This is a genomic window from Microbacterium sp. TPU 3598 (genome assembly GCF_002356155.1).
In the GTDB taxonomy this organism is placed as follows: domain Bacteria; phylum Actinomycetota; class Actinomycetes; order Actinomycetales; family Microbacteriaceae; genus Microbacterium; species Microbacterium maritypicum_A.
The window spans coordinates 2,411,670-2,426,592 of the sequence record NZ_AP017975.1 but is presented as its reverse complement, the minus strand read 5'-3'; the positions used below and the strand labels follow the sequence as shown (position 1 = coordinate 2,426,592).

At 69.9% G+C, this 14,923-nt stretch carries 10 protein-coding genes; 6 read left to right on the top strand and 4 right to left on the bottom strand.

All coding sequences use genetic code 11. The features are described from left to right. Nucleotides 1–34 precede the first annotated feature (34 nt). Nucleotides 35–943 carry a DUF817 domain-containing protein gene (locus MST3598_RS11485; RefSeq protein WP_021199629.1) on the top strand — a complete coding sequence of 303 codons (909 nt, stop codon included), beginning with the start codon at nucleotides 35–37 and terminating at the stop codon, nucleotides 941–943. A 96-nt stretch (nucleotides 944–1,039) separates the two neighbouring features. Here MST3598_RS11485 and MST3598_RS11480 read toward each other — a convergent pair whose 3' ends face one another. Beyond that, on the bottom strand, nucleotides 1,040–2,560 hold the full coding sequence (locus MST3598_RS11480) for a DEAD/DEAH box helicase (protein ID WP_021199630.1): 1,521 nt from the start codon (nucleotides 2,558–2,560) through the stop codon (nucleotides 1,040–1,042). A 196-nt stretch (nucleotides 2,561–2,756) separates the two neighbouring features. Here MST3598_RS11480 and MST3598_RS11475 point away from each other — a divergent pair, with 196 nt between their 5' ends. Next, a complete protein-coding gene (locus MST3598_RS11475) occupies nucleotides 2,757–3,470 on the top strand; it encodes a ferritin-like fold-containing protein (RefSeq protein ID WP_021199631.1) in 714 nt (237 codons plus the stop codon). Between the two features lie 18 nt (nucleotides 3,471–3,488). Here the strand turns inward: MST3598_RS11475 and MST3598_RS11470 are convergent, their stop codons facing one another. Further along, complete coding sequence (locus MST3598_RS11470) at nucleotides 3,489–3,776, bottom strand: hypothetical protein (RefSeq protein WP_021199632.1); 288 nt, start codon at nucleotides 3,774–3,776, stop codon at nucleotides 3,489–3,491. A gap of 7 nt (nucleotides 3,777–3,783) precedes the next feature. Then, entirely contained in the window at nucleotides 3,784–4,008 is a 225-nt protein-coding gene (locus tag MST3598_RS11465) for a DUF3107 domain-containing protein (RefSeq protein ID WP_017828623.1), read from the bottom strand. 170 nt (nucleotides 4,009–4,178) lie between these two features. Here MST3598_RS11465 and MST3598_RS11460 point away from each other — a divergent pair, with 170 nt between their 5' ends. Beyond that, on the top strand, nucleotides 4,179–7,400 hold the full coding sequence (locus MST3598_RS11460) for an ATP-dependent helicase (RefSeq protein WP_029260321.1): 3,222 nt from the start codon (nucleotides 4,179–4,181) through the stop codon (nucleotides 7,398–7,400). Then, nucleotides 7,397–10,936: an ATP-dependent DNA helicase gene (locus MST3598_RS11455; RefSeq protein ID WP_051671205.1), complete on the top strand. Its 3,540-nt coding sequence runs from the start codon at nucleotides 7,397–7,399 to the stop codon at nucleotides 10,934–10,936. The genes MST3598_RS11460 and MST3598_RS11455 overlap by 4 nt, the downstream gene beginning before the upstream one ends. Here the strand turns inward: MST3598_RS11455 and MST3598_RS11450 are convergent. Continuing rightward, a complete protein-coding gene (locus tag MST3598_RS11450) occupies nucleotides 10,882–12,255 on the bottom strand; it encodes a hypothetical protein (RefSeq protein ID WP_029260319.1) in 1,374 nt (457 codons plus the stop codon). The two genes, MST3598_RS11455 and MST3598_RS11450, sit on opposite strands and share 55 nt — an antisense overlap. A 64-nt stretch (nucleotides 12,256–12,319) precedes the next feature. Between MST3598_RS11450 and nudC the strand changes: the two genes are divergently transcribed. Continuing rightward, a complete protein-coding gene (gene nudC / locus MST3598_RS11445) occupies nucleotides 12,320–13,201 on the top strand; it encodes an NAD(+) diphosphatase (RefSeq protein ID WP_029260318.1) in 882 nt (293 codons plus the stop codon). Continuing rightward, complete coding sequence (locus MST3598_RS11440; RefSeq protein ID WP_081859738.1) at nucleotides 13,198–14,919, top strand: ATP-dependent helicase; 1,722 nt, start codon at nucleotides 13,198–13,200, stop codon at nucleotides 14,917–14,919. Before nudC ends, MST3598_RS11440 begins: the two co-directional genes overlap by 4 nt. The last annotated feature ends 4 nt before the right edge of the window (nucleotides 14,920–14,923 follow it).

Below are 14,923 nucleotides of genomic sequence, written 5' to 3'. Positions count from 1 at the left end.
CGAGCTGTCGAGCGGGACCGATACCGTCCGAGGCATGCAGCGAGCGACTTCCCTCGAGCGACGCGTCGACGCGTGGGCTCATCGCCTCCTCCGCGATGCCCCGTCGAACGGCATCCGCGCCGGCCTGATCGAGTTCGCGGTGTTCGTCGTCAAGCAGGCGTGGGCGTGCATCTTCGGGGCGGCGCTGCTGGTCCTGATCGTCGCCGCGCGTCTGTGGTACCCCGACGATGCGGTGCTCGCCCGCAACGACGCACTCACCATCGCCGCTGTGCTCATCCAGGTGGCAATGCTCGTCTTCCGACTGGAGAGCGGGCGTGAGCTGTGGGTCATCGTCCTGTTCCACATCACCGGCACCGCCATGGAGCTCTTCAAGACCGACGTGGGGTCGTGGGCGTATGCCGCGGACGGGATCCTCCGCATCGGCGGTGTCCCGCTGTTCAGCGGTTTCATGTATGCGGCGGTCGGGTCGTACATGGTGCGCGTCTATCGGCTGTTCGACCTCGGGTTCACGCGGTATCCGCGGCGATGGATGACGGCCGTCCTCGCAGCGGCGATCTACCTCAACTTCTTCACCCACCACTGGTGGTGGGATGCCCGCTGGGTGCTCCTGGCGGGAGTCGTGGCGCTCTGGCTGCCCACCGTGATGCACGCGCGGGTGTGGCGGCGCACGATCCGTCTGCCGCTCCTGGCCGTCTTCGGCGGGGTCGCGGTGTTCATCTATCTCGCGGAGAACATCGGCACGTGGGCGGGCGCATGGGCCTACCCGGATCAGGCCGGAGGCTGGCAGCCGGTCTCGTTGAGCAAGCTGAGCTCGTGGTTCCTGCTGATGATCATCTCGGTCGTGCTGGTCGCCTGGGTGTATCCGCCGCAGGTACCGGCAGCCGTGCTGCGCACGGCCGACGAGGCACGCGCACAGGAGCCGGATGTCGGCGACCGACGGTGAACCCGCCGCAACCGGCTCTCGGCTTCCGCGTCCACACATGCGAGAGGGCGCATACGCCGGAGTGAACCCGGTGGATGCGCCCTCTCGGTGACGTGCTCAGGCCCCGGTGACGGGAGCCGCGCCGGCGCCGGAACCGCCACGGCGACGACGGCGACGACGTGCCGGAGCCGGCTTGCCGTCGTGGTGCTCCTTGCCCGCACCGTCATGCGTGCCCGCGCCCTCGGCACCGCGATCGGCGGCCGGTGCGGACTGCCCCTCGCCGGACGTCGACTCCGCCGCGCCTTCGGTGAAGGTCGAACCGACCGGAGTCGTGCTGTTGCGACGGCGACGACGGCGGCGGGTGCCGCCCTCATCGGTCCCCTCGGCGGCGGCGTCGGCCGCGCGCTCGGGTCGACGGGTGCGCTCGGTCTTCACGGACTCCGTCTTGGGCGCCGACACCAGGCGGCCCTTCGTGCCCTGGGGGATGTTGAGGTCCTCGTACAGATGCGGGCTGGACGAGTAGGTCTCGATGGGCTCGGGCTGGCCGAACTCGAGGGCGCGGTTGATCAGGGCCCACTTGTGCAGGTCTTCCCAGTCGACGAAGGTGACCGCGATGCCGGTCTTGCCCGCGCGGCCCGTACGGCCTGCGCGGTGCAGGTACGTCTTGTCCTCATCCGGGATCGTGTGGTTGATGACGTGCGTCACGTCATCGACGTCGATGCCTCGGGCGGCCACGTCGGTCGCGACCAGGACGTCGCGCTTGCCCGCCTTGAAGGCGGCCATCGAGCGCTCGCGCTGATCCTGACCCATGTCACCGTGCACGCCGCCCACATTGAAGCCGCGGTCGCTCAGCTCGTCGACGAGGCGCTGCGCCGCACGCTTGGTGCGGGTGAAGATCACGGTCTTTCCGCGACCCTCGGCCTGCAGGATGCGGGCGATGACCTCGTCCTTGTCCATCGAATGCGCACGGTAGACGAGGTGCTTGATGTTCGCCTGCGTGAGGCCCTCGTCGGGGTCGTTCGCACGGATGTGGATCGGGTTCGACATGAAGCGACGCGCGAGGGCGACGATCGGGCCGGGCATCGTCGCGGAGAACAGCTGCGTGTGACGGACGGCCGGGACTTTCTGGAAGATCTTCTCGATGTCGGCGAGGAAGCCGAGGTCGAGCATCTTGTCGGCCTCGTCGAGCACGACCTCGGTGGCGTGCGAGAGGTCGAGCAGGCGCTGACCGGCGAGGTCGATCAGTCGACCGGGCGTGCCGACCACGATCTGCGCGCCGGCCTTGAGCTGGTCGATCTGACCCTCGTAGGCCTTACCGCCGTAGATGGCGACGACGCTGGTCGAGCGGTTGCTGGTGAGCAGGTCGATGTCTTCGTACACCTGCACCGCGAGCTCACGCGTCGGCACCACGATGAGTGCCTTGACGCCGTGCTCCGGGTCCTTGCCGAGGCGCTGGACGACGGGGATGCCGAAGCCGAAGGTCTTGCCTGTTCCCGTCTTGGCCTGACCGATGATGTCCTGGCCGGGAAGGCCGAGGGGGATGGTCTGCTCCTGGATGGGGAACGCGTCGACGATGCCCTTGGCGGCGAGTGCGTCGACGATGTCCTGATCGATGCCGAGATCGGCGAAAGTTGTCACTTTATTCAGATTGCCTGTCCGGCGAGCCTGCGGGATCGCCACGTTAACGGATCCACGCCGTCTCTTGTGCCACAGGCGCGGGGCCCCGCTCCGACGGCGGGGACACGCCCAGCCTACCCGAGGGGCGCCTCCGGCCAGGAAGGAGCGTTCGGCACGAGTATTGTGAACGTCGTGGTGGACTCGGGAGGACGACCTCGTGGTTAAGTGGTTCTGGCAGCGCGACGACGCGCCGCGACGCACCCTCGCGCTGCGCGGCAGAGGCGAGCAGGGGGATGCGACGCGCATCGATTTCGCCGAACTCGCCCCCGAGCTCAATCGGTTCCTCGGGCAGGCCGCCTATCTGCAACTGGGCTACTTCGAGACGCTGACGCGTCTCATCCGCGCCACGACCGCGCTCTCCGAGAAGGAGTCGCTGTCTCGTGCGGCAGGGGCCGCCTTGACCAAGCATCGGGGGATCGTGGAGCTCATCGCCGAGCACGGTGACGACCCCACGCAACTGATGCTCCCGTTCCGGGAGAACCTCGACGCGTTCCGTCGAAAGACCATCGGCGCGCGCCCACGGGAGACGCTTCTCGCCGTGTACATCACCGCCGGAATGCTCGACGACTTCTATCTCGCGCTGGCGTCCAGCTACGGAGACACCGGGCGGCGCGTGGCGGAGATCCTCCGCGAGGACGACGCTCGACACGAGATCGTCGCCATCATCCAGGAGACGATCGAGAGTGACGAGGAGTGGCGTTCGCTGCTGTCGATGTGGGCGCGCCGCCTGGTCGGCGACACGATCCTCGTCTGCCGCTCTGCGCTGCGGCCCGAGCGTCTCGAGATCGACGAGGAGCGCATCGAACCGGTCTACACCGAGCTCATGGGTGCGCACGCTCGTCGCATGGACGCGATGGGACTGGCGTCCTAGGCGACACAGTTCGACGGGTCAGATGCCCAGCGCCGCCCTGCTCTGCGCGTCGGAGCGCTTGCGCATCCCGGTGATGGCCACGGTCGCCAGTGCGGCCACGACGGGAGCGCCGAGGACGCTCGCGAGCCACAGCCAGATGCTGTCCTCGCCCACACCGGCCCACTGCAGGCCCGTGTAGGTGAGCGCCGAAACGGCGGTGGCGATCGCCGGGGTCAGGGCGACGCCGCGCAGCTCGCGATCACGGATCAGGAAGTGCGCGGCGATTCCCAGAGCGCACGCGCCGATGAGTGCGAGGAGGATGTACATCGCGCGGTCAGGCGACGAAGCCGACGCGACGCGATTCCTCGGTGCCCAGCTCGATGTAGGCGAGGTTCGCGGTCGGGACGATGTAGGAGTTGCCCTTCACGTCGGCGAAGCTCACGTGCGACGCGCTCTGCTCGAGCGCCGCGGCGACCTGGGTGCGGACCTCTTCAGCGCTGGCGCCGGTGTCGAAGCTCAGTTCACGGCCGGTGTTGATGATGCCGATGCGGATTTCCACGCGTGCTCCTTGAAGTTCGGGGACTGCGCCAATTCTACCCCGCGGGCACCGGGCAGGATCGGCCGCGGGGACCGGTTTCGCCGTGAGCGCACAGCACGGACGACTGCGACCCCGGACGTGCCTGGCGGGTGCGGGCTGCGATGTCCGCACGTCCGGATAGCGTGGAGGTCATGACACCCGATACCGCTCAGCGCGCTGTGATCGCCGCAGAGCCGTCGGCATCCGGCGTCATCATCGGCGCGCCGGGAACGGGCAAGACGCGCACCCTCATCGAGCGTGTCGTGCACCTGCTCGACGTCGAGGGGCTGCGCCCCGAACAGGTTCTCGCCCTCACCCCGAACCGCCAGGCGGCGACGGCTCTGCGCGATCGGATCGGCGTGCGCATCGGTCAGGCGACGCCGGGGCCGTTGGCCAGATCGCTCGGTTCCTTCGCCTTCCAGATCGTCCGTGGAGCGATGGTGCGAGAAGGAGCCGAACCGCCGGCGCTGCTGACCGGTGCCGATCAGGACCGCATCATCGCCGAACTGCTCGCCGGAGATGCGGAAGACGGGCGCATCCGGTGGCCCGACGCGCTGAGCACTTCCGTGCGCGCCTCGAAGGGGTTCCGCTCCGAGCTGCGTGCCTTCCTCGCCGAGTGCACCGAGATCGGCGTCGACGCCGCGGAACTCCGGGCCTCGGGAAACGAGGTGTGGGTGGCGACGGCGGAGTTCCTCGTCGAGTACCGCATGGTCCTCGACGCGCTCCGCTCGGCGCACCGCGACGCCGCTGATCTGCTCAGCGAGGCGAGCACCATCCTGGATACGGCAGACGCGAACACCCTCGGCCCGCTCGCTCCCTTGCGCGTGGTGCTCATCGATGACGCGCAGGAGCTCACCCGCGGTGGGATCGCCGTCGTGACGGCCTTGCGCAGCCGCGGGATCGCCGTGCACGCCTTCGGCGATCCCGACATCTCATCCGGGTCGTTCCGTGGAGCCAGCCCCGAGCTGTTCGCCCAGCTCGCCGGCGTGCTGGGAGACGTGCACGTACTCGACGGGCCGCACCGCCAGCGTCCGGCGCTCACGGCGCTCACCCGCACCGTGACGCAGGCGATCGGCGTGTCCGGACGGGTCGAGCACCGGCGCGCTCCGGTGCCGGTGACCGCCGAAGAGGTCGAAGCCGGAGTCGCGACGTTCGTTGCTCCTTCCCCCTATGAGGAGCTCGATCGCATCGCCGGCGTCATGCGCGAGTGGCACCTCTCCGACGGCATCCGCTGGGACCGGATGGCGGTCATCGCCCACGACACCCGGCAGGTCACCGCACTCGAGACCGAACTCGCCGCCAGGGAGATCCCGACACGAGCGGCCGGTGTGCAGCGCCCGCTCGGCAGCGAGGGGATCGTACGCGACATCGTCGGCATCGTGCGTCTGGCACTCACCCCGGTCGAAGAGCGCACGTCGCCCGCACTCGAGGAGGCGCTGCGCACCCCCTTCGGAGGGATGGACGCGATCGGGCTGCGGCGACTGCGTGCGCGCCTCCGACACGTCGAACTCGAGCAGGGAGGATCGACGCCTGCACGCGAACTGCTGCGCCGGGCGATGGCGAATCCTGCGCACCTCACGCTGATCGACGCTCCGGAATCGCGCACGGCCGAACGGTTCGCCGAGACGATCGAAGCGCTCTCCCGCGGCGCGGCGGCGGGGGAGACGATCCACGACCTGCTGTGGCGGGTCTGGGATCAGGCTCGGGCCGTCGACGGCCGGCGGCTGCAGGTCGCCTGGCGCGAGATCTCGCTGCTGCCGACGGGAGCGGAGACGGCTCGTTCGCTCGATGCGCTGGTCTCTCTGTTCGACGCCGCGAAGCGCTTCGTCGAGCGCACGCCGAACGAGAGGCCCGAGGTCTTCGTGCGCGACATCCTCGACAGCGAGGTTCCGGAGGATTCGCTGTCGACTCCCGACCGGCCGGGAAAGGTCACGCTGCTGACCCCCGCCACCGCCCTCGGCACGGAGTTCGACGCGGTCGTGGTCGCCGGCGTGCAGGACGGCATCTGGCCGAACGTGCGGCTGCGTGGCGGTCTGCTGCAGACCTGGCGTCTGCCGGATGCGATCCAGGCCGCCCGCACGGGGATCTCCATCGAGGCGCCAGGGGTCCTTGACCGTCGACGTGCGGCACTGCACGATGAGCTCCGGCTCTTCGTGCGCGCTGTGTCGCGTGCACGCGGTCGTCTCCTGATCACGGCGGTGGACGACGACGACCTCACGCCCAGCCCGTTCTTCGGCTTCCTGCCTGCGCCGGAACCACCCGAGCGGCATGCCTCGGCGGAGCACCCGCTCACCCTGCGCGGACTCGTCGCGCGGCACCGACGCATGCTCACGACGACGGTCTCCGAGCCCGTGCGCCGTGCCGCCGCGGCACAGCTCGCCGTCCTCGCTCGCGAAGGCGTCCCTGGAGCCGACCCGGCGGAGTGGTACGGGATCACCCCGCCATCGACGCAGGCGCCGCTGCGCGATCTCGCCGTCACCGGAGCCCGGGTATCGCCCTCGAAGATGGAGTCCTACGAGGAATGCGGCCTCAACTGGGTCGTCTCGGCGCTCGGCGGCGACACCGTGATGCCGCCGACCGCCGGCATCGGCACGATCGTGCACGAGGCGATGGAGCGGGTACCCGAAGGAGATCTCGAGCGGATGCGGGAGATCGTGGCCGAGCACTGGCCGGAGCTCGATTTCGAGACCGAGTGGATCGGGCGCAAGGAACGACGTCGTGCCGATCTGCTCGTCGATCGGCTGCACACCTACCTGGGCGACGTGCGCCGGGAGGGAGGGCGCGTCATCGGCAGTGAGGTCGAGTTCCGCTTCGCCGTCGACGTGGCTCCCGCGACCGACGAGGAGATCGCGCCGACGGTGCACGCGGTGGGGGAGGACCGGGCGCACAAGGCGATCATCCACGGCTACATCGACCGTGTGGAAGCCTACCCGCCGGGCGCCGGCGAGCATCCGGCAGCTCGAGGCCGCGGCTGGGAGCCGATGTCGGGCGGTCCTGACGGCCCGACGGTCGTGGTCGATCTGAAGACGGGGAAGAATGATCCCGAATCCGACTCCGGTGTGATCGAGCACGCGCAGCTGGCCGCCTATCAGGTGGCGGTCCAGCAGGGACTGATCGAGGGGGCGCCGTCGTCGTCGCTGGCCGGCGCTCGACTCGTGATCGTCTCCAAGACACTCGCCAGGAGCGACTACCGCATCGCCCATCAGCACACGCTCGACGATGAGTCGCGAACGGCGTTCCTGAAGCGCGTGTCGGATGCGGCTCGCGGCATGTCGGCATCCAGCTTCACCGCGCAGGTCGAGTCGCACTGTGCGGACACGCAGCGCCGGGTGCACCCCTGCCGCATCCACACGGTGCCGGCGGTGAGCTCATGACGGGCGTGAGCGGACCGGAGCGGAGCGGAGCAGGGTGGAGCGGCGGTGCGGGCATCTCCGCCACAGACATCGCGGCTGCGCTGGGGCAACCGTCGCCGACACCCGCACAGCAGAGGGTGATCGAAGCGCCGCCGGAGCCTGCCCTGGTCGTCGCCGGAGCAGGAAGCGGTAAGACCGAGACGATGTCGGGGCGGGTGGTCTGGCTCGTGGCCAACGGGCACGTCCGCCGCGACGAGATCCTCGGCCTCACCTTCACGCGCAAAGCCGCAGGAGAGCTCGCGGAACGGATCGCCCATCGGCTCGCGGTCATCGACGAGTACGGACGCCGGGGGCTCCTCCCGCATCTGCCCGAGATCGTGGCGGACGGGTCACTTCGGAGGGTCGACGAGGCCGTGCCGGGCCGACAGCGTGAGCTGGTGCGCGCGCACGTGCTCGACGAACTCGCTGCGCACCGCGGAACGGGATGGGATCCGGTGACCCCTCGTGCTGCGGAAGACCTGATGATCCGGCCGCGCGTCTCGACCTACAACGCCTTCGCCGACGGCATCGTCCGTGAGCACGCGGCGCGCATCGGACGGGACCCCGACGTGGCGATGCTCAGCCAGGCCGCCTCCTGGATGCTGGCACGCGAAGTGGTGCTCCGCAGCGACCTCCCCGAGCTGGAGAACATCGATTTCGCGCTCGGCACGGTCATCGACGCTGTGCAGAGGCTCGCCGGCGATGCCCTCGACCACCGCGTCGACCTCGACCGTGCCGAGCACATCGCCCGCGATCAGGCACTCGCGTTCGAGCCCTATCGGGGCAACGCCGACGTCGAGAAGGCGGCGGTGAACCTGCTCAGTCTGCCGACGCTGACCCGCCTCGTGCGCGACTACATCGCCGAGAAACAGCGCCGAGGCGTGCTCGACTTCGCCGACCAGGTGGGCGGGGCCTACGACATCGTCGAATCGGCTCCCGACGTACGGGCCGAACTGCGCGAGCAGCACCGTGTCGTGCTGCTCGACGAGTACCAGGACACGTCGGTCATCCAGACCCGCTTCCTCGCCGAGCTGTTCCGCGACTCCGCGGTGATGGCCGTGGGCGACCCGCATCAGTCGATCTACGGTTGGCGAGGTGCGAGCGCCGACAACCTCTACGCCTTCTCCCGCACGTTCTCGAGCACCACAGCGGCGCAGACCTACAGCCTCATGACCAGCTGGCGCAATGATCGAGGCATCCTCGGGATCGCGAACCGCGTGCTCGAACCCCTGCAACGCCCGGGGCTCGACGTGCCGCCGCTCGAACCGCGCCCCGGCGCCGGGGAAGGCACCGTGACCATCGAGTACCCGTTCACGGTCGACGAAGAGGCATCCGCCGTGGCGGAATGGTTCGCCGAGCGCCGTGCCGCGCACGACGCCCGCAGCGCCGGTGAGTCCCCGGGCGCGAAGCCGCACACCGGAGCTATCCTGTTCCGTTCGAAACGCCACATGCAGACGTTCGCCGCCGCGCTCGCGGCGCGTGGCATCCCGCACCGCATCCTCGGCCTCGGCGGTCTGCTGGCGACGCCCGAGGTGGTCGACGTCGTGTCGACGCTGCGCGTGGTGCACGACCCCACCGCGGGGTCGGCGCTCATCCGCCTTCTCACGGGTCCTCGTTTCGGTGTCGGCGTTGCCGACATGGCGGCGCTCTACGACCTCGGGCGCACACTCTCCGAGCGCGACCCCGCCATGGCTCCGTTGCCCGAGGAGGTGCGCGCGCGGCTGCGTTCCTCGCGGGGGGCCGACGAGGCGGTCTCGATCATCGACGCGGTCGACGTGGTGCGTGCGGTGCGCGACGACTATCGGCTCCTCGAGTCCATCACGCCCGACGGCAGGGCGAGGGTGCGTGCGGCGGGGGAGATGCTCGAGCGACTGCGCCGCGCGTCCTCCCAGCCGATCCCCGAGCTGATCCGGCTGGTCGAGCTCGAACTGCGGCTGGACATCGAGTTGGCGGCCAACGAGACCAGAGGCCCGGCCCGTGTCGCCGCGACCCAGCTGCGGGCCTTCGCCGATGAGGTACGAGCCTTCCTCGCGGCGGACGAGCGGGGGAGCATCGGCAGCCTGCTCGCGTGGCTCGACAAGGCCGAGAGCACCGACGAGCTCATGCCCCGGCCCGAGCCGCCGGAGGCCGGAGTCGTGCAACTGCTGACGATCCATGGGTCGAAGGGGCTGGAATGGGACGCGGTCGCCGTGGTGCGGCTCGTGGTCGATGAACTTCCCAGCCGGGTCTCCGACACCTCCGGCTGGTTCGGCTTCGGAGTCGTTCCGTTTGCTCTGCGCGGTGACCGCGACGCGCTGCCCCGATTCGAGTGGGATCCGGTCGAGGCGATGGGTGACGAGGCCGACCCCGTCAAGCGCCAGAAGCTCGCGCAGGCCTCACTGTCCGGTGGTGCGACGAAGGCGAATCCCCGGGGCGGCGCGATCAAACGCTTCAAGGATGCCTACCGGACCTATCAGCAGCAGGAGGAGCGGCGTCTGGCGTACGTCGCGGTCACCCGCGCGCGCACCGATCTGCTTCTCAGCGGTGCGCATTGGGCAGGACAGAAGTCTCCGCGCACCCCGAGCCCCTATCTGGTCGAGGCCATCGAGGTGCAGGGGCTCGACGAGGTCGAGGCGGTCGACCCCGACGACAACCCCTATGACGGCCCCGGTTCGACGTTGCGGTGGCCCCTCGACCCGTTGGGGGCACGACGAGAGGTCGTGTCCGCGGCGGCCGCGGCCGTGGATGACGCCGCCCGCAGCGGAACGGCGGAACCGTCGGTGGAGCTCGCCCGCCTGCTGGCCGAGCGTGCGGCGCGGCAGCGCGGAACCGACGCGGACGCCCCGACGCGCGTCCCGGCATCGCGATTCAAGGACTACGTCACCGACTTCTCCGGCACGCTCTCCTCGATCGTCAGACCCATGCCCGAGCGACCGTACCGGCAGACCCGGCTCGGCACGCTGTTCCACGCCTGGGTGGAACAGCGTTCGGAGCTGGTCGGTGTCGGCAGCCGTCCGGATGAGGCCCTCTGGGAGCTCGACGAGGATGAGATCGCGTCGGAACCCGCGCAGGCGACGGTGGAGACGCGGGAGGGGGCGGCAGCGACCGCAGATGCCGCCGATCTCGCCGCTCTGCAGGCGACCTTCGAGCGCAGCGAATGGGGAGGACTGCAGCCGATCGCCGTCGAGATCGAGATCGACTTCGCCCTCGGCGCCGGACTTCCCTCGTCGGAGGTGGCAGGATCGCACATCGTCATCTGCAAGCTCGACGCCGTCTACCGACGTGCCGACCGTGGTGGACGCATCGAGATCGTGGATTGGAAGACCGGGAAGGCTCCGCGAACGGCAGACGAGCGCGAGGAGCGGATGCTGCAGCTGGCGCTCTACCGTCTGGCGTACCATCGGCGCTTCGACGTGCCTCTGGAGGACATCGACGTCGCGCTGTACTACGTCGCGGACGACCTGATCATCCGTGGCGACCGTGTCTACTCGGAGGAAGAGCTCTTCCAGCGCTGGAGCGCCGCCCGCGCCGCACGCTGAGCTTCGTCCGAGTCGGACTCGTCGTACTCGGCCGCAGCGTCCGATGCGGAAGGACGTGTCTGTTCGCGGGGCTCGAAACCACGGGTACCCGCGAAGATGCTCCGCGCCTCGGAGAGATCCTCGGTCTCGACATTGAGCATCTCGGTGCGGTGAGCGCTGTCGTCCTGGTCCCGGTCGGTCGTGCGTCCGGAGTCGATGGTGCGCACCGGTTCCAGTGACTCCGTGTCCTGCGGCGACGACTCCGCCTCCTCCGGGACTTCGATCCACAGTTCTTCGGGGTTGTAGGCATCGGTGTGCATGGAGGTGTCGACCTCGGCGACGGCATCGCGGGGCACGCGGTCGAGCGCGTCCATGGCGGAGTCGACGCCGGCAGCGCGGGCATCGATGATGCTGAGGTCGTCCGTTCGCAGGCCCTCGGCGAGAGCATCGAGCAGTGCGGCGGCATCGTCGACGATGTCCGGCCGATGCATGGAGTCGCCGTGCACGAGCCAGCGTGCGAACTCGAGTTCGGCGAGCAGGCGGGCTCGCACCTCGAGGCCGGGATCGGGGGCACGGTCGACGGCGCGGGCATACGCGGCGTGGACGTCGTCTGACGCATCGGGAGCTGCGGAGAGCCAGGAGAGGTCGACCGCCGGGTCTCCCACCGCGAGCCCATGCCAACCGACGAGGCCGACCACTTCGGGCCCGCGCTCCGGATCGTCGTCGAACAGGAACGAGGTCGACTGCACGCCTCCGAGGACCACGGTGGACTCGAAGCGCCAGAGGTCGTCGTCGGCGACGGCATCGCGCCAACGCACCGTGAGACGTGCCGGCACGCGCCCGGTGGCCGCCGCGGTGTCGATCAGGCGCTCCAACTCGGCGCGGCTCTCCTCGGCGGTGCGGGTTCCGAGTCCTGCGCCCCGGACGACCGAGGTGGGAAGGCCGTGCACGGCGGCGATCGCGGCTCCCATCGACGGCGCGGCACCGCGCCCCGCAGGCACCAGGGCCGCCTCGATCTGGAAGCCGGGGAGGAGCTCGGTGACGAGCGCGCGACCCTCGCCGATGCGCGTCTCCCCGATGTAGGCGGGCACGCGGAACGGCAGCATGGCGCGGGCGCCGTCGGTGAGCGCTCGAAGAGCGAGGGCTTCGGCGGCGAGTTCGCGCGCCGTCTCGTCGTCGTCCGCGACGCGGATCGCGAGTTCACGGCCGTCCGCCAGCGAGGCGATGGCGGAGTCGAATCGACCGTCGCCGTCCGCGCTCAGACCGCGGGCACCCGTGACCTCCGCCCCGGGCAGTGCGGCGGTCACTGCCGCGGCTAGAGTGAAAGGAGAGCGTCCCATGCCCCCAGGGTAGGTCGGCTCAGGGGCGGTCCCGCCTCCGCCACGCCCGTGAAAGAGGGAGTCGATGACCATTCAGCGCCCGTCCCTCGACCGTGCAGCCGAACTCCGCGAGGAGCCGGATGTGCTCGATCGTCTGCGCGCCGACCCGGCGACCCGCGTCATCGTCGTGCGTGAGGGACGTGTCCGGGTCGTCGATTCCGCGCTGCTGCGCGTCGCACCGGATGCGGTCGTCGAGGCGACCTGGGCTCTCCTCGGCCGCGATGTCGACGGCACCGTGCTGCTCCTCGCCGCCGCCCCGCCGGAGAACGACGCACTCGACACGGCCCCGGACGAGATCTGGCTCGGCCTCCGTGACCTCGGCGGACGTCTCGACGGGCAGGAGTCCGAGCTCCTGATCGGCGCGATCGCCCTCGCGGGATGGCTGCGCGATGCCCCGTTCTGCCCTGCGTGCGGTGGAGCGACGCGACTTCAGCAAGGCGGATGGTCGCGGCGCTGCCTCGTGTGCGGGCGCCAGCATTTCCCGCGCACGGATCCAGCGGTGATCGTCGCCGTCGAGAGCCGGGACGGCGAGCGCCTCCTGCTCGGCGCCAACGCGAACTGGGGCGGACGGATGTTCTCGTGCTTCGCGGGCTTCACCGAGGCCGGGGAGTCCCTCGAATCGACCGCATATCGCGAGATCGAGGAGGAGTCGGGCGTGCGACTGTCCGCTCTGCGGTACGTCTCGTCACAGGCCTGGCCGTTCCCGCGCTCGCTCATGGTGGGCTTCCGCGCCGTGGTCGACGACGAGTCCGCTGCACGCCCCGACGGGGAAGAGATCATCGAGGTGCGCTGGTTCACGCGCGCGGAGATCGGCTCCGCACTCGCCGGAGACGGGCCTGTGGGCCTTCCGGGCCCGGCATCCATCGCCCGTGCCCTGATCGTCGAATGGTACGAGGACCACGCGTGAGCGCACTCGATGCCCTCGATGAGCGGCAGCGGGCAGCGGCATCCGTGCTGCGGGGACCCGTCGCCGTGCTCGCCGGTGCCGGGACCGGAAAGACACGGGTGATCACGCATCGCATCGCGCACGGCGTCGACACCGGCGCCTATTCGCCTTCGCGTGTCATGGCCGTCACGTTCACCGCCAAGGCTGCGGGCGAGCTCCGCGGTCGCCTGCGTGCTCTCGGAGTCGAGGGTGTGGCTGCCCGCACCTTCCACGCGACAGCACTCGCTCAGCTGAACTTCTTCTGGCCCACGCTGGCCGGTTCCCCGGCGCCCTCGATCATCGACAACAAGGTGCGGATGCTGGGGCAGGCCGCCGACGCGATACGCCTCCGTCCCAGCACGGCCACGCTGCGCGACATCGCCTCCGAGATCGAGTGGCGCAAGGTCTCGATGCTGTCGATCGACCAGTACGCGGCACTCGGGCGTCCGATCAGCGGTGTCGATGCGGGCCAGCTCATCGAACTGATGCGGGGCTACGAAGCGCTGAAGGACGATCGTCGTCAGCTCGACTTCGAAGACGTGCTCCTCGCCTGCGCGGGCATGCTGGAGGCGGAGCCCCGGGTCGCCGCATCCGTCCACGAGCAGTACCGGCACTTCACGGTCGACGAGTTCCAAGACGTCTCGCCGTTGCAGAACCGGCTGCTCGAGCTCTGGCTGGGCGATCGCCACGACATCTGCGTGGTCGGTGATGCCAGCCAGACCATCTATTCGTTCGCGGGGGCCGAGCAGCGGTTCCTGCTCGAGTTCGAGCGCCGCCACCCGGACGCGACGGTCGTGCGGCTGGAGACGAACTACCGTTCGCAACCGCCGATCCTCACCGCAGCCAACGCCCTGATGCACGGCCGCCCCGGCGCGTTGGAGCTCGTGCCGGCCCGGGAGCAGTTCACCGCGGATGCGCCGACCATCACCGCCTACGACACCGAGGGTGAGGAGGCCGCGGGGATCGCTGCGGCCATCTCCGCCCGCATCGAGGCGGGTGCCTCCCCCTCGGAGATCGCAGTCCTCTACCGGGCGCACGCGCAGTCCGCGGTTCTGCAGCAGGCGCTCGCGGCCGAGGGCATCGCGACGTCGGTGCTGGGCGGCACACGCTTCTTCGCCATGCCGGAGGTTCGTCAGGCGATCCTCGCGCTCCGGGCCGCCGCCGTGGCTCCCAGCGAGCAGGGCTTCCTCCCCGGGGTGGAGCGGGTGCTTCGCGAGCTCGGTCTCACAGAGGAGCCGCCGGCGGCAGGGGGAGCGCAGCGCAGCGGATGGGAGGCGCGACGTGCCATCCTCCGGCTCGCGGAGGAGGCGGGGCCCGAGGCGGATCTGCGAAGCTTCAGCGACGCGCTGATGGCGCGGGCGAAGGACCAGCACGAGCCGACCATGCGCACCGTCACGCTGTCGACCCTGCATGCCGCCAAGGGGCTGGAGTGGCCGCACGTGTACCTCGCCGGATGGGCGGAGGGATCGCTGCCGATCTCGTATGCGACGACGTTCGAGGCGATCGACGAGGAGCGGCGACTGGCCTACGTGGGCGTCACGCGCGCCGCCCGTACGCTGGCGCTGTCGTGGTCGAGATCAGCGGGTCGGGGGGAGCGCTCTCCGTCGCGGTTCCTCGCTGAGATGGGGACCACGGGCCGCGGCACCGGCATTCTTCGTGAAACGACACCGGACGCCACTCGCGGGAACCGTCCGCGCTGATCCG